This window comes from Streptomyces sp. NPDC025784, from assembly GCF_055558435.1.
Genome location: NZ_JBVHMN010000005.1, coordinates 315,052 through 333,223 on the forward strand (window position 1 = coordinate 315,052; position 18,172 = coordinate 333,223).

11 protein-coding genes and 1 pseudogene are annotated in these 18,172 nt (G+C 70.8%); 11 read left to right on the forward strand and 1 reads right to left on the reverse strand.

The genetic code is table 11. The features are described from left to right. Positions 1–48 precede the first annotated feature (48 nt). Positions 49–996 (forward strand): annotated as a pseudogene (locus tag ACZ4IF_RS14920) (cytochrome P450). 494 nt (positions 997–1,490) lie between these two features. On the opposite strand, the gene ACZ4IF_RS14925 reads toward ACZ4IF_RS14920, so the two are convergent. After that, the gene (locus ACZ4IF_RS14925; protein WP_467562861.1) at positions 1,491–1,616 is read right to left on the reverse strand and encodes a hypothetical protein; all 126 of its coding nucleotides are present in this window, start codon (positions 1,614–1,616) and stop codon (positions 1,491–1,493) included. 582 nt (positions 1,617–2,198) lie between these two features. Here ACZ4IF_RS14925 and ACZ4IF_RS14930 point away from each other — a divergent pair. The 10 genes from ACZ4IF_RS14930 to ACZ4IF_RS14975 all read left to right on the forward strand — a co-directional run bounded on the left by ACZ4IF_RS14930 (position 2,199) and on the right by ACZ4IF_RS14975 (position 18,172). Next, entirely contained in the window at positions 2,199–3,677 is a 1,479-nt protein-coding gene (locus ACZ4IF_RS14930; RefSeq protein ID WP_467562863.1) for a sugar transferase, read from the forward strand. An 82-nt stretch (positions 3,678–3,759) separates the two neighbouring features. Continuing rightward, positions 3,760–5,076, forward strand: a complete 1,317-nt coding sequence (locus tag ACZ4IF_RS14935; RefSeq protein WP_467562865.1) for a nucleotide sugar dehydrogenase — start codon at positions 3,760–3,762, stop codon at positions 5,074–5,076. Then, the gene (locus ACZ4IF_RS14940) at positions 5,066–6,337 is read left to right on the forward strand and encodes a glycosyltransferase family 4 protein (protein WP_467562867.1); all 1,272 of its coding nucleotides are present in this window, start codon (positions 5,066–5,068) and stop codon (positions 6,335–6,337) included. The genes ACZ4IF_RS14935 and ACZ4IF_RS14940 overlap by 11 nt, the downstream gene beginning before the upstream one ends. Further along, positions 6,327–7,724, forward strand: coding sequence for a Wzz/FepE/Etk N-terminal domain-containing protein (locus ACZ4IF_RS14945; RefSeq protein WP_467562869.1), 1,398 nt, complete (start codon positions 6,327–6,329; stop codon positions 7,722–7,724). Before ACZ4IF_RS14940 ends, ACZ4IF_RS14945 begins: the two co-directional genes overlap by 11 nt. Further along, entirely contained in the window at positions 7,721–9,241 is a 1,521-nt protein-coding gene (locus ACZ4IF_RS14950; RefSeq protein WP_467562871.1) for a Wzz/FepE/Etk N-terminal domain-containing protein, read from the forward strand. Before ACZ4IF_RS14945 ends, ACZ4IF_RS14950 begins: the two co-directional genes overlap by 4 nt. 3 nt (positions 9,242–9,244) lie before the next feature. Beyond that, positions 9,245–11,173, forward strand: coding sequence for an asparagine synthase (glutamine-hydrolyzing) (gene asnB / locus ACZ4IF_RS14955; protein WP_467562873.1), 1,929 nt, complete (start codon positions 9,245–9,247; stop codon positions 11,171–11,173). A gap of 25 nt (positions 11,174–11,198) precedes the next feature. Then, positions 11,199–13,382, forward strand: coding sequence for a bi-domain-containing oxidoreductase (locus ACZ4IF_RS14960; RefSeq protein WP_467562875.1), 2,184 nt, complete (start codon positions 11,199–11,201; stop codon positions 13,380–13,382). Then, complete coding sequence (locus tag ACZ4IF_RS14965) at positions 13,379–15,337, forward strand: heparinase II/III family protein (protein WP_467562877.1); 1,959 nt, start codon at positions 13,379–13,381, stop codon at positions 15,335–15,337. The genes ACZ4IF_RS14960 and ACZ4IF_RS14965 overlap by 4 nt, the downstream gene beginning before the upstream one ends. Before the next feature lie 8 nt (positions 15,338–15,345). Further along, a complete protein-coding gene (locus ACZ4IF_RS14970) occupies positions 15,346–16,866 on the forward strand; it encodes a right-handed parallel beta-helix repeat-containing protein (protein ID WP_467562879.1) in 1,521 nt (506 codons plus the stop codon). Position 16,867: 1 nt separating this feature from the next. After that, positions 16,868–18,172 carry an O-antigen ligase domain-containing protein gene (locus ACZ4IF_RS14975; RefSeq protein ID WP_467562881.1) on the forward strand — a complete coding sequence of 435 codons (1,305 nt, stop codon included), beginning with the start codon at positions 16,868–16,870 and terminating at the stop codon, positions 18,170–18,172.

The following is an 18,172-nucleotide window of genomic DNA, read 5'->3' on the forward strand; positions in this document are numbered from 1 at the left end:
GTTGCCGGCGTATCGGCCAGTCCGACCAGGACGCCCATCCTGAGGACCATGGCGCTGACCCGGCAGCACGGTCCGGTCTTCGTCCAGCGGCTGCACGGCCGGGACACGCTCTTCGTCAGCAGTCCGGACCTGGTCACCGAGCTGTCCGACGAGCAGCGATTCCGCAAGGCCGTCGGGCCGGCCCTGGAGAACGTCCGCGAGTTCGCCCATGACGGCCTGTTCGCCGCCTACAACGACGAGCCCAACTGGGCCAAGGCGCACGACATCCTGATGCCCGCCTTCGCACTCGGCTCGATGCGGGCCTGCCACCCCGTGATGCTGCGCGTCGCCCGCCGGCTGATCGAACCCTGGGACGCGAGGTGTGCGGCCGGCACCGCCGTCGACGTACCGGGAGACATGACCCGGATGACGCTGGACACCATCGGACCGGCGGGATTCGGATGCGACTTCAACCAGGTCCGCCCCGCCCGGAGCGTGGGACTCTGGGGCGCGGGCGGCCTGGGGCCCACGGCATCCAGCTCGCCCGGCTGGCCGGTGCCGCACCGGTCATCGCCATCGACCCGCTGCCCAGCGCCAGAGAGCGCGCTCTCAACTTCGGCGCCGACCTCGCCCTGGATCCGGCCGACCCGGGCCTGGCCGAGGCAGTGCTCCGGGCCACGGGGGGCCGCGGCCTTCGACTTCGCCGGTGTACCGGCCGTGCGGGAGCAGGCCGTCAAGGTCCTCGGCCGAGGCGGAATCGTGGTCCTCGTGGGGCTCACCCCGCAACCGCTCACCATCGCCGACGGCACGCGCTTCAGCTGAAGCCGCAACCAGATCCGCGGCCATTACGGCTCTTCACCGGAGCACGTCGAGCAGTTGATCCGTCTGGCCTCCGTCGGCCGCCTCGACCTGTTCCCCTCCATCAGCGGGTACGTGCCGCTGGCTGACGCCTCGGAAGCGGTCCGGCAGCTGGAGAACAAGGTCGGGGACCCGATCCGCATCGTGCTCGTCCCCTGAGAGACGGGGCCCCCGCGCGCGAGCAACGGCGGCCCCGTGACCCGTGGGCCAGGCCGAGAGCGCCGACTCAGGTCCGCACTTGGGCCCCCACCATCGGCACGGCCTGCCGCTCGGGCCCGCCCGTCCCCCGTCCACCGAAATCCAGGCTCCCGCCTGCTGATTCGCCGCGGTCCACGACGGACCTCGCCACGGAAACCAGTGATCGAAATCGGGCTGAATTCGAGCGGCTGGATTGTTGCGCCGCGCCCCGGTGCCCCTATCGGAACGGCAGTCACTTGCCATGAACCCGCAGTTCAGGCCGCGTCGACAAAACGTCCGACCTGCTCGCCCCGTTGATCTTCAAGAAACAGATCGAACATGCCGGGGTGAACACAAAGAATCGAACCGGCTGTTCCGGTCCGTGACCCACCGAGGCCGGGACCGACATCACGCCATTCACCCGGTCCTTGAGGCGGTTTCGCTCGCCCCGGTCCTGCCGCCGAACACCGACGCGATCAAGACAGCAGCTCGTGGTCCGGGTCCACCGCCCCGACCGTATCGGGCACCCGCACCGGCACTCCGTAGCGCACGGACAGAGAGGGCTTGCTGCCGAACTTGGGGCCGCACAAGGCCCGTTGCACCTCGTGATCATCGACGTACGAGGGTCGCGCCGGGGCCGGTCGAGCCGCTGGAACGCGCCTGGCGCAAAGGCATCCGTGGGCCATCAGCGATCAGCGGACTCGGCTTCAAATCTTGAGCACAATTTCCACACATCCCTCTCTTCATACTGGTCCCGATGGTCTAGATTGACCGTGCTTCAGCAGTTCGGACACGAGGCGACCATTAATGATCTTTGGTACCGGCGCTACGGAAAGCCTGCAATCGCGGGACCGGCGCCAGCCGTGGGGGTGATCAATTCCGGGCCCGACAGGGGGCCTTGGGTGCGGGGCGCACCCGGGGTATCGACGGGCTCCGTCGCATCTCGAAAGTCCGACGGGACATGCGAATCTGCCGCCGCCGGTGTGGGTTGACCAAGTAGCTCTGAAACTGTCGGGACGTCATGCGCGGGGAGGCGAGGGGCCTCCCGATGGGAGGAACGACGCGGCGCGGGAGGCGGGGGCCTCCCGGGGGGAGAACGGCGCGGCGCGGGAGGCGGGGGCCTCCCGATGCGAGGAACAGGGTTGGGCGAACACGTCCAACCACTGGGGACCTTGGGGGGTTCTGTGCGGCAAGGGGGAGTAGTCAGCCCGTTTCCGTCAGCGCGCGAGCGGCTGGCGAACGGCGCGAGCAGACAGCCCGCGACCGAGTGGGAACAGCGGTACCGGCGTGCCGTGATGACCAGCGATACGGCTGCCACCGCCTTTGTGGTGGCTGCGATCGGCAAGTTCTTCGGGGCCCGGGACGCGGCCAACTGGCATGAGAAGTGGGGAATTCTCGCCTTCGGCACCGAGCTGCTGGTGCTGGGGGCGCTCGCGGTGAGCCGCTCGTGGGCTCCGGCCGTACTGGGCCAGGGCGCCGAGGAGTTCCGCCGGCTCGGACGCTCGATGTTCGCGGCGACCGTGGTACTGGCACTCGGCGGAATCGCTCTCACCTCCCGCAACATCAAGCTGTGGATCTTCGTCGCCATCCCCGCGATCGCGCTCGTCACCATGACGGCGCGGTATCTGCTGCGCCTGTGGCTGCACAAGCAGCGCAAGGAGGGTCGATGCCTGAGACCGGTCCTCGCTGCCGGAAGCCCGGCCACCGTGCACGACCTGATCACCCGGACCCGCAAGTTCCCGCACCTCGGTTGGCGGGTGGACGCGGTGTGCACGACGGACGGCCTCGGGCTCGACGGTGACCAGTTGGACGGAGTCCCGGTCGTCGGCCGACTGACGGACGTCGCGGGTCACGTCCACCGCGACGGCTACCGCGTCGTCGCGGTCACACCGGACCCGCACTGGTCACCGGACCGGCTGCAGCGGCTGGCCTGGAACCTCGAAGGCAGCGACGCCGAGATGGTCGTGGCCCCCGTGCTGATGGAGGTGGCCGGCCCGCGACTGCACGTCGACGCGGTGCTCGGAATCCCGCTGCTGCGGGTCAGCATGCCGACCTTCACCGGAGGCCGCCGCGCGGTCAAGGTGGTCGTCGACCGGATGGGCGCGGCGATCCTGCTGCTGCTGTTCGCGCCGCTGATGGTGCTGGTCGGGCTGCTCGTGGTGATGGACAGCCGCGGTGGGGTGTTCTACCGCCAGCGCAGGGTCGGCAAGAACGGCCGCGAGTTCACCATTCTCAAGTTCCGCACCATGGTCGCCGGGGCTCACGGGGCACGTGCGGAGCTGGCCGACCTCAACGAGGGCGCCGGCCTGCTGTTCAAGCTCCGCCGGGATCCGCGGGTGACCCGGGTGGGAGGAGTGCTGCGACGGTACTCGCTCGACGAGCTCCCGCAGCTTTTCAACGTGCTCACCGGATCGATGTCGCTCGTCGGTCCGCGGCCTCCGTTACCGGAGGAGTCCGCCGCGTACGGCCCGGACATCCGGCGTCGCCTGCTGGTCAAGCCCGGCCTCACCGGCCTGTGGCAGATCAGCGGACGCAGCGACCTGTCGTGGGAGGAGGCGGTCCGGCTGGACCTGCGGTACGTGGAGGACTGGTCGCTCGCCCTGGACACGGTGATCTTGTGGAAGACGCTGCGCGCGGTGCTCTACGGGCAGGGGGCGTACTGATGCGCGGGGGTCAGCAGGGGCTTCGTACTGCCGACGCACGGACCGCAGGCCGAGAGGGCCTGCTTGGGGGGAGGAACAGGTCGTGAGAGTCAGCGTTTTCGGGCTCGGTTACGTGGGCTGTGTGTCGGCCGCGTGCCTGGCCAGCATGGGCCACGAGGTCATCGGGGTGGACGTGAACCAGGTGAAGGTCGACCTGGTCAACGACGGCAAGGCCCCGGTGGTCGAGGAGCGCATCGGCGAGCTCATCGCCGACGTCGTACGGACCGGAGCGTTAAGTGCCACCGCCGACGTCCGCGAGGCCGTCATGAACAGCGAGGTGTCGCTGGTCTGCGTGGGCACGCCGTCGGAGGCCAACGGCAGCCTGTGCACCACGTACTTGGAGCGGGTCACCGAGCAGATCGGTGCCGCGCTGGCCGAGCGGGGTGGTCGGCACACCGTCGTGTTCCGCAGCACCATGCTGCCGGGCACCTGCCTGAACCTGCTGGTACCGATCCTGGAGAAGTACGTCGGCGGCACCGCCGGCGTGGACATCGGGGTCGCGGTCAACCCGGAGTTCCTGCGCGAGGGCACGAGCGTGCGGGACTTCTTCGACCCGCCCAAGACCGTCGTCGGCGAGCTCGACCCGGCGAGCGGCGACGCGGTGCTGGCGCTGTACGACGGCTTGCCCGGCGAGGTGTTCCGGGTGCCGATCCCGACGGCCGAGGCGATCAAGTACGCGGACAACGCGTTCCACGGCCTCAAGATCGGCTTCGCGAACGAGCTGGGCGCGGTGTGCCAGGCGCTCGGGGTGGACTCGCACCAGGTGATGGACGTGTTCCTGGCCGACCGCAAGCTGAACATCAGCCCCGCCTACCTGCGGCCCGGCTTCGCCTTCGGTGGCTCCTGCCTGCCCAAGGACCTGCGCAGCCTGGTGCATGCGGCACAGCGGGCCGACGTCTCGGTACCCATCCTCTCCCACGTGCTGCCCTCCAACTCCGACCATCTGCAACGCGCGGTGGAGATGGTCGAGCGCACCGGCAAGCGCCGGGTGGGCCTGTTCGGGCTGTCCTTCAAACCCGGCACCGACGACCTCCGCGAGAGCCCGCTCGTCGAACTGGCGGAGCGGCTCTTCGGCAAGGGGTACGACCTCAAGATCTACGACGCCAATGTGAGCCTCTCCCGGCTCCTCGGCGCGAACCGCGAGTACATCGAGAGCCGGCTGCCGCACCTCGCGCAGCTCCTCGCGGACTCCGTCGACGAGGTGCTCGAGCACGCCGAGGTGTGCCTGGTCGGGACCCGGGATCCGGCCGTGCTCTCGGCACTGCCCCATGGCGACAGCCCGGTGATCGTCGATCTCATCCACCTTCCCGACGCCGAGGCGCGCCGGGCCGAACCGGGGTACATGGGCCTTGCTTGGTAACACGACCAGTGGCGACCGGCGGGGCCGGCGCGCACTGATCCTGGTGGAGAACCTGTCGGTGCCGTTCGACCGGCGGGTGTGGCAGGAATGCACGACGCTGCGCGACGCAGGCTGGACAGTGCACGTCATCTGTCCTCAGGGAAGCAAGCGGGACACGGAGCCGGAGGTCGAGATCGACGGGGTGCGCATCCACCGCTACCCGTTGCGCGCGGCCACCGGAGGGCCGGCCGGCTATCTCCAGGAGTACGGCACGGCGTTGTGGCACACGCTCCGGCTGGCCCGCAAGGTCGGCCCGGTCGACGTGGTCCACGCCTGCAATCCGCCCGACCTGCTGTTCCTGCCGGCGCTGTGGCTGAAGCGGCGCGGCGCGCGGTTCGTCTTCGACCAGCACGACCTCGTACCCGAGTTGTACCTCTCCCGGTTCGACCGCGGTAAGGATCTGCTCTACCGCGCCGTGTGCGCACTGGAACGGCGGACCTACCGGGCCGCGGATGTCGTGCTCGCCACGAACGAGAGTTACCGGGACGTCGCGTTGCGCCGCGGCGGCAAGCGGCCGGCGGACGTCTTCGTGGTGCGCAGCGCGCCGGACATCGACCGGTTCCACCCGGTGCCGCCCGAGCCGGAGTTGAAGCGCGGCAAGCCCCATCTGCTGTGCTATCTGGGGGTCATGGGCCCTCAGGACGGCGTCGACTACGCCTTGCGAGCCCTGGCGAAGCTGCGTGACGACGTCGGGCGGACCGACTGGCACGCGGTGTTCGTCGGCGCCGGCGACGCCTTCGACGCGATGGTGGAGCTGTCCCACGAGCTGGGGCTCTCGAAGCAGGTGCAGTTCACCGGGCGCATCCCTGACGCCGACCTGGTGCGCTACCTGTCGACCGCGGACGTGTGCCTCTCCCCCGACCCGCACAATCCGCTCAACGACGTGTCGACCATGAACAAGGTCCTGGAATACATGGTGATGGGCCGGCCCATCGTCTCGTTCGACCTCCGGGAGGCTCGCGTCTCCGCCGGTGACGCCGCCGTCTACGCGCCCGCCAACGACGAGGCCGAGTTCGCCCGGCTCGTCGCGCTGCTGCTGGACGATCCGGAGAAGCGGGCCCTGATGGGCAAGATCGGCCAGGAGCGGATCGGCGGGCCGCTCTCCTGGCGCAACTCCCAGCGCTCGCTGCTCGCCGCCTACGCCGCCGCCTGCCGCGACGACGCTCCGGCGTCCGCGGACGACACGACTGCAAGGGGCGGAGGCCGCACCGTTGAACGATGACACGATACGCCTGGTCACCATCGGGCGGATCATCCGTCGGCGCTGGCGGCTCCTCACCATCCTCGCCGTGGTGGGTGCGCTCGTCGGATACGGCACCTCCTTGCTGTTTCCTCCGCGATACACGACGTCGGCATCGGTACTGCTGCCGGGGGCGTGGGAGGAGCGCGAGCTGCTGACGCAGACAGAGATCGCAACCAGTTCGGTGGTGCTCGACCACGCGGCTGCCACACTCCACTGGACCGGCGTCAGCGGCAGCGATCTGCGGGATCGGGTGAGCGCCAAGGCGGCCGACGGGAACATCATCAAGATCTCGGGCACGGCCGACACCCCGGAGCGCGCTCAGCAGCTCTCCGACCAGGTGGCCCAGCAGTTCGTCACATTCGCCGCGCGGCTCGTGGACGACAACACCGACCCCGAAGAGGCGGCGCAGCTCGAGGAACTCCAGCAGATGGTGGTGCAGACCAGCCGCCGCATCACCGATCTGGCCGATTCGGCCGATCCGGGACAGACGGTCGAGAGCGTGCAGACCCGCACGGAGCTCGAGAAGCTGCGCACCTCGCTGCAGGAGGCCATCACCAAGCTGGACCAGGCCGACCCGGCTTCCAACAAGGCCAACATGGTCGTCATGGGGACGGCTGCCCGGCCGGCCGGCGAGGCACCGCCGACGAGGATGCAGCTCGTCGTCGGCGGGGCGCTGCTGTTCTTCCTGCTCGCGGTCATCGGCCATCTCACCGCCGCACGGATGAGTCGCCGACTGCGCACCCAACCGGAGATCGCCGCTGCGCTGGGCTCGGCGCTGCTGGGTACCGTCGACGTACCCGGTGAACGGACCGCGCACCGGCCGGCGGACCGTGGCACGCGGGCCCGGATGCGGCGGCTGCTGGGCGTCGACGTCCGTTGGGACGTACCGGCCCCGCAGACGTCGGGCGACGAGGCCAGCAGGCAGATCCGCTACCGGCGGGTGTGCGCCCGCCTCCGGGACGAGCTGCCGGCCCCCCGGCGGTTGCTGGTGATCGTCCCCGACGGCGACGAGATCGCCCGCCGGGCCGCCGAGCAGCTCGTCGCCGTGGCCGAGAGCGATCCTTCCCCGAGCTCTTCGAGCGGGGGACACCCCATGCTGCGCGTGGTGGGGGTTTCGGTGTCCCAGCCGTTGGTGCCGGACCGCGGCGACGAGTCCGGAGCCCTGGTCGTGCTCAGCGCGGGCAGCTGGACCGCAGGGGAGCTCGCGGGCATCGCCGAGGCGTGCGCGGACGCCGAGCACGAGGTCGTCGGCATCGTCCTCGCCGGCCTGGTCCAGGCCCGTGCGACGCGGTCCGCCGGCCGTCCTCGGGATGCCGCCACGCCGGTGCTCGCGGTTGGGTACGACGCGAAGGGAAGTTCAGGGTGACGACGAGTACGACTTCGGAGTCGTCGGCCGCCGCTCCGCTGCTGGATCTGCAGGCGCTGGTGGTGTCGGTGCGCAGGCGCCGCCGCTTCTGGTGCTCCGTGGGGCTGCTGGGGCTGCTCGTGGGCGGGGCGTTGGCGGTCCTCATGCCGCCGTCGCCGACCGCGGTGACCAAGGTGCTGGTCGCGCATCAGGAGGACCAGCCGAACGACCCCGGAACGCTGATCCGCACCGACGTGGCGCTGCTGCAGACCACGCGGATCGCCGACAAGGCGCTGCGGTCCCTCGACTCCCGGGAGAAGCCCGAGGACTTCATGCGGGACTACGGGGCCGTCGGCTTGACCAACAACCTGATGCAGATCACTGTGACGGCCGACAGCGACGCGGAAGCGGTGGCACGCGCCAAGGCGCTGGCCGACGCGTTCGTCGCGGACCATGTGAAACGGATACAGGCAGCCGCGGACGCCGAGTCCAAGGCCCTGCTCGACCAGCGTGACCGGATGCGGAACGAACTCGCCAAGGTCAACAAGTCGATCGGAGACGCATCGCCGGACAGCGGGCCGAAGGCGTCGGCGAACCTGGAGTCGCTCTTCGCCCGCCGGGCCGAACTCACCTCGCGGATCACCGACTTCGGCCAGCGCGCCGAGGAGGCACGCATCGGCACGCCCCAACTCGTGGCGGGCACGCAGGTCGTGGACGCGCCGCGGGCGGTGCGGCACTCCCTGCCCAGGACCGCGGCCACGAACGCCGTGATCGGGCTCGTCCTCGGGCTCGTCCTCGGGCTCGCGGTGGCCGCGGTCGGCACGGTGGTGGCGGACCGCCCCGTGCTGCGCCGGGACATCGCGGCGAACCTCGGCGCCTCGGTCATCTCGGAACTGCCCCGCCGGTCGGGCAGGTTGTGGCGGCGCCGGCGGATCCGGGCGGCACGCGAACGGCTGACCACGTCCCTGGCCCGCACCGTCCGCGGCTCCGCGGATCCGGTCTCGCTGCTGGAACTGGGCTGTGCGCGCAGCACGAGCGTGATCGCCCTGGACCTCGCCAGGGCACTGGCGGCGGACGGGCCGGTGGTCGTCGTCGACGGTCTCCCCGGCCCGCAGCTCGCGCGGCGCCGACCGAGACCGGGAGACCCGACCGTGGTCGACGGCGAGCGAGCCGCGGCCCTGTCGCATCAGGAACTCCGGCTCGGCGTCGGCTCGGTGGCGCCCGGCACGGCGTGGACCGACCTCCAGTACCTCGGCACTCAGACCGTGCTCGTCGTGCGTGCCGGACACGGCAGCGCCGCATGGCTGCACACCGTGGCACGGCAGCTGGCGGACCAGTCCATTCCGGTGATCGGTGTGGTGCTGATCGACCCCGATCCGCGTGACCGGACCGACGGCACGCTGTGGGACGGGCTGCACACCGCGCTGCGCGGCCAGAACGAGCGGCTGGCCCGGCAGAACGGGACGGGCCGGCGGCGGGCCGAGCGGCTGCCGATGTGGGCGACACGGGGCCCGGACAGCGACCAGGAGGCGCGCTAGCACATGTGTGGCATCGCAGGCACATACCGATGGCCGGACGGGAAGGTCGTGGCCGACCGGCTCACCGACACCCTCGCCCACCGCGGTCCGGACGGAGCGGGCCGCTACAGCCATGCCGCCGGTGACGGCGAAGTGCACCTCGGGCACCGCCGGCTGGCCATCATCGACCTGTCCGAGACCGGCGCCCAGCCGATGGTCTCGGACGGCCTCGTCCTGACGTACAACGGCGAGCTGTACAACGCGCCGGAGCTGCGTGCCGAGTTGTCGGCCTCCGGGGTGCGCTTCCGCGGTACCTCCGACACCGAGGTGCTGCTCGAGGCCTGGCGGCGCTGGGGCACGGACTGCCTGCCCCGGCTGCGCGGCATGTTCGCGTTCGGGATCTTCGACGAGCGAACCGGTGAACTGGTGCTCGCCCGCGACCAGCTCGGCATCAAGCCGCTGTTCCTGCTCCGGCGTGGCGCGGGCCTGGTGTTCGCCTCCGAACTCAAGGCGCTCGCCGTGGCGACCGGCGGAGCGCTGGAGGTGGACCCCGCTGCGCTGGTCGCCTCGCTGCTCTACTACTGGGTGCCGGACTCCCGCTGCGCGTACCGCGAGGCGGAGAAGCTGCCGCCGGGAAGCTGGATCCGGTTCCGGCCCGACGGCCGGGTGGAGCGCGGCCGGTACTGGAACCTGAAGGACGTCGCCGCCGAGGGCCGGGACCGGGCTCGGGCCGGTGACGTGCCGGACCTGGCCGCGATCGTCGAGGAGTCGACCCGGCGACACCTGCTCTCCGACGTACCCGTGGCGACCTTCCTCTCCGGCGGCCTCGACTCCAGCTGGCTGACCGCCCTTGCGGCCCGCCACCGACCAGGGATCTCCGCCTACACGATCGGATTCCGCGCCGAGGACGCCAGGTTCGAGGCCATGCCGGACGACCTGCGCTATGCCCGGCAGGTGGCCGAGCGGTTCGGCGTCGACCTGCACGAGATCGAGATCGCTCCGAACGTGCTCGACCTGCTGCCGCAGATGACGTACCACCTGGACGAGCCGATCGGCGATCCCGCAGCGATCAACACGTTCCTGATCTGCTCGGCCGCCCGGGAGGCCGGGGTCAAGGTGATGCTCTCGGGGATGGGGGCCGACGAGCTGTTCGCGGGTTACCGCAAGCACCTGGCCAATCTGATCGCGCTGCGCTACCAGCGCATCCCGCGGCCCCTGCGGCGCGGCCTGTCCGCGACGGTGGACCGGTTGCCGGTGGCCTCGGCCCGCCGGGGATACCGGTCGGTGCGCTTCGCGAAGCGGTTCCTGTCCTTCGCCGATCTGCCGGAGGAGACCGCGTTTCGGCGCAGCTACACCATGTACGACCAGGACGAACTGCTCGCCCTCGTCGACCCGGACCTGGCCGGGACGGTGGACGACGTGCTCACCGAGCACGCGGACGTCTACCAGGACAACAACCTCGACGACTTCGTCAACCGCATGTGCCTGGGCGACGCCCGGATGTTCCTGCCGGGCCTCAACCTCACGTACACGGACCGCTCCAGCATGGCCGCGTCGACCGAGGTGCGGGTGCCGTACGTGGACGTCGAGGTGGTCAGGGCGGCGTTCGCCGTGCCCGGTGATCGCAAGATCGTCGGACGACAGGGCAAGGCCGTCCTGAAGAAGGCGGCCACCTCGATCCTGCCCCGGGAGATCGTGTACCGGCCCAAGGGTCTGTTCAGCGCCCCTCTGCGCGCCTGGATGAGCCGCGACCTGGCACCGCTGGTGCGCGAGGTGGTCAACGACGGTGTGCTCGTCAACTCCGGGCTCCTGCGCCGCGACGCGCTGGCCCGCATGGTGGCCGAGGACGCAGCCGGGCAGCGGGACTTCTCCAAGCATCTGTGGCATGTGCTGACGCTCGAGTACTGGTATCGCGACGCGACCTCTGGCTCCGGCCAGAGCCAAGCGGCTTGACAGCGTGGAAACAAGAGGAGCTCGGGTGAAACAGGTTGTTCAGAACTACAAGAGCGGCGAGCTGGCGGTGCTCGACGTACCGGTGCCGGGATGCAAGCCGGGCGGCGTGCTGGTCCGTACCGCCTTCTCGCTGATCTCCACCGGTACCGAGCTCATGAAGGTGTCCGAGGCCGGGATGTCGATGCTGGGCAAGGCCCGCTCCCGGCCGGACCAGGTGGCCAAGGTCATGCAGAGCGTGGCCACCAACGGGGTGCCCGCCACGTACCGCAAGGTGATGGGCAAGCTGGACTCGTACACACCGTTGGGCTATTCGCTGTGCGGGGTGGTCGAGCAGGTCGGCACCGGGATCGACGACGTGAAGGTCGGCGACCTCGTGGCCTGCGCCGGCAACGAGCACGCCTTGCACGCCGAGCTGAACTGGGTGCCGAAGAACCTCTACGCCCCCGTGCCGGACGGCCTCGCGCCGCGGCACGCCGCCTTCGGCACCGTCGGGTCGATCGCGTTGCAGGGCGTCCGTCAGGGCGAGTCACGGCTCGGCGAAGTGGCGCTGGTCATCGGCCTCGGGCTGATCGGGCAGCTCGTCGTGCAGCTCCTTGCCGCCTCGGGAGTCCGCGTCGTCGGGGTCGACCCCGACCCGGCGCGCTGCGAGCTCGCCGAAAGCCTCGGTGCGGCGGCCTGCGGCGATCCCGCGTCCGCGGCCGTCGAAGCCGCCGTCGCCGAACTCACCGACGGTCACGGCGTGGACCAGGTGTACCTGGCCGCCGGCGGCGGCAGCAACCAGCCCGTCGAGCTCGCCGCCCGGCTCTGCCGGGACCGCGGCCGGGTCGTCGACATCGGCAAGTGCCGCCTGGACCTGCCGTGGAACGCGTACTACGAGAAAGAGCTCGACGTCCGCTTCTCCCGCAGTTACGGCCCCGGGCGGTACGACCCGGAGTACGAGCTGGAGGGACGGGACTACCCGATCGGCTACGTGCGCTGGACCGAGCGCCGCAACCTGGCGTGCTTCCTCGACCTCGTCGCCCGCGGCCGCGTCGACGTGGATCCTCTGGTCTCCCACATCGCCGACTTCGACGACGCGGTCGAGACGTACCAGCGCCTGAAGGACGGCGACCTGAAGGCCGTGGCCGTGCTGTTCCGCTACCCGGAACAGGCTGCCGAGGCGGAGGCCCCGGCGGTGGCCGTGCCCGCTGTGAAGCGCGGCAGCACCGCAGTGTCCTCCGAGACACGGGCCGCCAGGACACCGGTGCGGCTCGCGTTCGTCGGCGCGGGCAACTACGCGACGTCGATGCTGCTGCCGCACCTGGCACAGCGCGACGGCGTCGAGCTGTCGACCGTCGTCACCACGACGGCGCTGTCCGCGGCCAACGCGCAGCGCAAGTTCGGCTTCACCGAGGCGACCACCGATCTCGACGCCGTGCTCGGCGACAAGTCCATCGACGCGGTGTTCGTGGTCACCCGCCACAGCTCGCACGCCGAACTGACCCGGAAGGCGCTGCTGGCCGGCAAGACGGTGTTCGTGGAGAAACCGTTGGCGCTCACCGAGGACGAACTGGCCGGCGTGCTCGCCGCGGTGGAGGAGTCCGGCAACGACCGGCTGCAGGTGGGCTTCAACCGCCGGTTCGCGCCGCTGCTTCAGGAGGCAAGGAACCGCTTCGGCGCCCGGACCGGTCCGGCGAGCCTGCGCTACCTCGTCAACGCGGGGCAGCTGACCCACGGCAGCTGGTACCTCCAACAGGGCACCGAGGGCTCGCGGTTCGCCGGCGAGGGCGGACACTTCATCGACACGGCGAGCTGGCTGCTCGACGCCGATCCGGTCTCGGTGTACGCGGTCGCCCCGTCCGGCAACGAGGACCTCCAGGTCGTCCTGCGCTACCCGGACGGGTCCACCGCCACCATCAGCTACGTCACCACGGGCGCGCCCGGCTTCCCCAAGGAGACGCTGGACCTGGTCGCGGACGGCAAGGTGCTGCGGCTCGACGACTTCGTCCGTGCCTCGGTGTACGCCCGTAAGCGGTGGGTCAGTTCGCGGCTGCCCAAGGCCCGGGACAAGGGCCAGTCCGCCGAACTGGCCGCCTTCGTCAAGGCCGTGCGGACCGGCGGTCCGATGCCGGTGCCGCTGGAGTCGCTGGTCGCCACCACGTCGGCCACCCTCGCCGTACAGGCCGGCCTGGCCGGCGGCGCGCCCGTGACGCTGGCGAGTGCCCGATGACCATGAGCGCGGGCTGGTACCTGCGGCGGCTCTCCCGGATGGGACCGCGGGAGGTCGGCGGCCGGGTGGGCGACGCGGTGCGCAGGCGCCGGTGGCGGTCGGCGCTGCCGGGCCGCCCGAGCGTGACCGGCGCCCGCTTCACCGCGGTCCTGCCCGCGGGGGCGGTCGCCGCGGTGCCGCCGGACGCCGCGAAACGCCTCGTCGCCGAAGCGGACCGGCTGATGGACGGGCACGGCGAGTTCTTCGGGGTGGACCGCGAGGACCTGGCCGACCCGGACTGGTCGTACGACCCGAAGACCGGGCGGCGGGCTCCGCAGGTCTACGCCTTCGACGTGCCGTACCGCGACGAGAACACGGTCGGCGACATCAAGCAGATCTGGGAGCCGTCCCGGCACCAGTACCTCACCGTGCTCGCCGCCGCCTACGCGGTCACCGGGGACGAGCGGTACGCCGAGCGGGTGGCCGAGCACCTGCGGTCGTGGTGGGCGGCCAACCCACCGCTGCGCGGCGTGCACTGGGTCAGCGGCATCGAGCTGGGCATCCGGCTGCTGTCCTGGGTGTGGATCCGCCGGCTGCTGGACGGCTGGCCGGGCGCGTCCGACCTGTTCGAGGACAACCCGGTGGCATTGGACCAGATCTGGCACCACCAGCGCTGGCTGGCCGGCTTCCCCAGCCGGGGGTCCTCGGCGAACAACCACGTCATCGCCGAAGCCGCCGGGCAGTTCGCCGCGGCCTGCGCGTTCGGATGGTTCCCCTCCTCGGCGCGCTGGCGGGCCGACGCGCTGCGGTCGCTGGACCGGCATCTGCGCGGCAACACCTTCGGTTCCGGCCTCAACCGTGAGCTGGCCACCGAGTACCACGGACTGGTGCTGGAGCTGGGCCTGGCCGCGCTGGCCGAGGCGGACGCCTCGAGTGTGCAGGTCCCCGCGACGGTCCGGCTGGTGCTGTTGCGGATGACGGACGCGCTCGCGGCCGTCGTGGACAACCGGCTGCGGCCGCCGCGTCAGGGCGACGCGGACGACGGGCACGGTCTGATCGTGGACGGCGCGGGCACCGATCGCTGGGCCTCACTGCTGGCCACGGGAGACGCCGTGTTCGGCCGGCTCGGCTGGTGGCCGACGGTGACCGGCACCGATGTGCGCACCCCGCTGCTGGCCGCGCTCGTCCGACCGTACCCGGGAAACGGAACCGCACGAGCCGTGTCGCGCCCGGAAAGCCGACCCGCTCGTTTCGCCGACGCCGGCATGACCGTCCTGCGTGGTCCGGAGGAGATCTGGGTCCGCTGCGACGGTGGACCGCACGGGTTCCTGTCCATCGCCGCGCACGCCCACGCGGACGCGCTGTCCGTGGAGGTGCGGCACGACGGGGTCGACGTGCTCGCCGACCCGGGGACGTTCTGCTACCACGGGCAGCCCGAGTGGCGGCAGTACTTCCGCTCCACGCTCGGCCACAACACCCTGGAGCTGGACGGCACCGACCAGTCCGTCTCCGGCGGCCCGTTCCTGTGGACCCGGCATGCCCGCAGTCGCGTTCTGGTCTCGGAGACGTCCGGCGAAGGCGTGGCCCGCTGGTGCGCCGAGCACGACGGCTACCAGCCTTCCGTGCACCGCCGCCGCGTGGAGCTGACGGCCGAGACCCGGGAACTGAGGGTGGTCGACGAGGTGCGCGGTCCGCGCCGGGCCGTGCGGCTGGCGTTCCACCTCGGCCCGGCGATCTCCGCGGAGCTGACGGGAAGCCGGGCGGTGCTCACCTGGAATCGGGACGGCGAGGACCGCTCCGCGGTGCTCGACCTGCCCGAGCGGTTGAGCTGGCGGGCGCACCACGGCGAGACCGACCCTCCGCTGGGCTGGTACTCCGCCGGTTTCGGGCGCAAGGAACCCACCACGACCCTGGTCGGCACCGGCTCCGCCGACGGCACGGAGGGCTTCACCACCGTGCTCGGGTTCCACGGCTAGGGGGGCGTGTGGGGATCAAGAGGCGGCACTGGGCGTTGGCGGCGGCACCGCTGGCGCTGGCCCTGCTGGCGGCGACCGGCTGTGAGAGCACCTCGAGCGCCCGCTCGAAGCCGGCCGCTGCGCCACCCACGTCCGTGGCCCGGGCGTGCGCCAAGCCCGCGGCCGGCCCGACGAAGGCACCGGCGGGCGCGGTGACCGTCGACCCCAAGGTGGTCGGTGACCTGGCGGCGAAGACCAAGAGCAATCCCCCGAACACCACGTTCTGGCTCCGCCCGGGCAAGCACAGGCTCGACCCGGACCGCTACGCCCAGGTCATCCCCAAAAAGGGGAACCGCTACCTCGGTGCGCCGGGCGCGGTGCTCGACGGCCGCAAGAAGAACCAGTACGCGTTCGGCGGTACCGCCCACGACGTCACCATCGGCTACCTGACCGTGCAGCGTTTCGTGGCACCGCCCGACGAGGGCGTGGTGAACCACGACTCGGCCGACGGGTGGGTGATCGAGCACGCGACGATCCAGCGCAACTCCGGCGCCGGGCTGATGGCCGGTGACCACCAGCAGGTCCGGGCCAGCTGCCTGCGCGACAACGGCCAGTACGGCATGAACGCGTACAAGGCCAACGGCCGTATCAGCGGCCTGGTGGTCGAGAACAACGAGATCGTGGGCAACAACGCCGACGACTGGGAGCGGCGGCGGAAGGGTTGCGGCTGCACCGGAGGCATCAAGTTCTGGGCCGTCAACGGCGCCGACGTACGCGGCAACTGGGTGCACGACAACCGCGGACCCGGGTTGTGGGCGGACACCAACAACAACGACTTCCGCATCGAGAAGAACGTGCTCGAAGCCAACGACGGTGCCGCGCTGATCTACGAGACCAGCTACAACGCGGTCATCCGGAACAACACGATCCGGCGGAACAACTGGGTCGAGGGCCGCAGGGAGGCCGACCGCGGCGACACCTTCCCGTACGCGACCGTCTACCTGTCCGAGTCAGGCGGCGAACCACGGGTCCGAGCCCGCACCGGCAAGATCGAGATCTACCGGAACATGCTGGAGAACAACTGGTCCGGGATCACCCTGTGGGAGAACGCCGACCGGTTCTGCAACAGCCCGGCCAACACCTCGTCCGGTGACTGCACCTTGCTGGTACGGGACACCGACCGCTGCGCGAAGCCGGCCATCGCCACCGCACCGCTCTACGCCGACTGCCGCTGGAAGACCCAGCGGGTGGACATCCACGACAACCGCTTCGTGCTGGACAAGTCCGTCCTGCAGTGCACGGTGAAATGCGACCGAATGGCGGTGCTGGCCAACTACGGCACCTATCCGGACTGGTCGCCGTACCAGGGCAAGCGGGTGGCCGACGCGATCACCACCCATCAGCACAACCGCTGGCACGACAACGTCTACGTCGGCCCCTGGAAATTCGTCGCCCACGACCCGAGCCGGGTGCTCGACTTCGGGCAGTGGCAAGGCACGCCCTACCGGCAGGATGCGGGCAGCACCCTCGACCCACAGGCCGGTGGTTGAGATGACCGGAAGTCTGCGGCGCGAGGCGCTGCCGGACGGAGCGGGCGCGGCGGGCACGCGCCCCGGCGCCGAACCGCGCCCTGCCGGCACGCCGAGGATCGTCGGAATCGTCTGGGGGCTGCTGATCCTCAACACGCTCGGCTCCGCCGGGGCGAAGACCATCGTCCCGCTCCCCCGCTCCCTCATCCAGATGGTCACCATGGGTGCGCTGGTCGCCGCGTTCGCGCTGGCGCTCGCAGTCAATCTGCGGCTGAGCATCCGGCCCAGCGCCTTCGTGTTCCTGCTCACCCTGCTCCTGGTACCGAGCGTGATCTCCAGCGCGAACCTGGAGTCCGGGTTCGGCGCGCTGTTCCGCTGCGCCCGGCTGGCTCTCTTCGTCGGCACGCTGTGGCTGCTCAGCCGCTGGTGGGACGGCGGCCTGACGTTGGTCCGGCACCACATCCGGATGTACTTGGCAGTCCTCGCGTCGGTTGCGGCCGGCCTGGTCGCCTCACCGGGCGCGGCCCTGCCCGACCTCTACGGCGGGCGGCTGGTCGGCGCGTTGTGGCCGCTCACCCCGCCGCAGATCGGACAGTACGCAGCGGTGATCACCGGGCTGACGGTGCTGCTCCTGCTGGGCCGCCGGACCGACAGGGCCAGCGCGGCGGTGGTCATCGTGCCGTCACTCGTCCTGCTCGCGCTGACCCATACCCGGACGGCCACGCTCGGCCTGCTCATAGGGCTGGCGTTGGCGATCGGCTCGCTCGTCCTGACCAGCGCCGCCGCACGCCGGTTCTTCGCCTGGGCGGTGGTGTGCGTCACGGTGGCCGCGGTGGGATTCGCCTCCGCGCTGCAGACGTGGTTCCTGCGCGGGCAGAGCCAGGAGAACTTCTCCAGCCTCACCGGCCGGGCCAAGGTCTGGCACGCCCTGCTGGCAGCACCCCGGACGACCACGGAGTACCTGTTCGGCGCCGGCCTGGGCGACAAGTCGTTCGGCGGGCTGCCGATCGACAACAGCTGGCTGGCCGTCTACAACGAGCAGGGAATGACCGGAGTCGCTCTGGTGGCGGCGATCGTCGTCGTGCTGGGCGGCGTCGCGTTGCTGCGGCCGCCGTCGCTGTCGAGGGCCTGCGCGATCTTCCTGATCAGCTACTGCGCGATCGCGTCGTACACCGAGGCCGGACTCGGCGACGCCTCTCCGTATCTGCTGCATCTGGCCGTTGCCGCCTCGCTGTTGGCGGCACCTGCCGCGGCCACTCCCCTGTCGCCGCCCGAAGCACCTCGCCGACGCAGCCCGCGACGGACCCGACGATCGGAGGTGACCTGA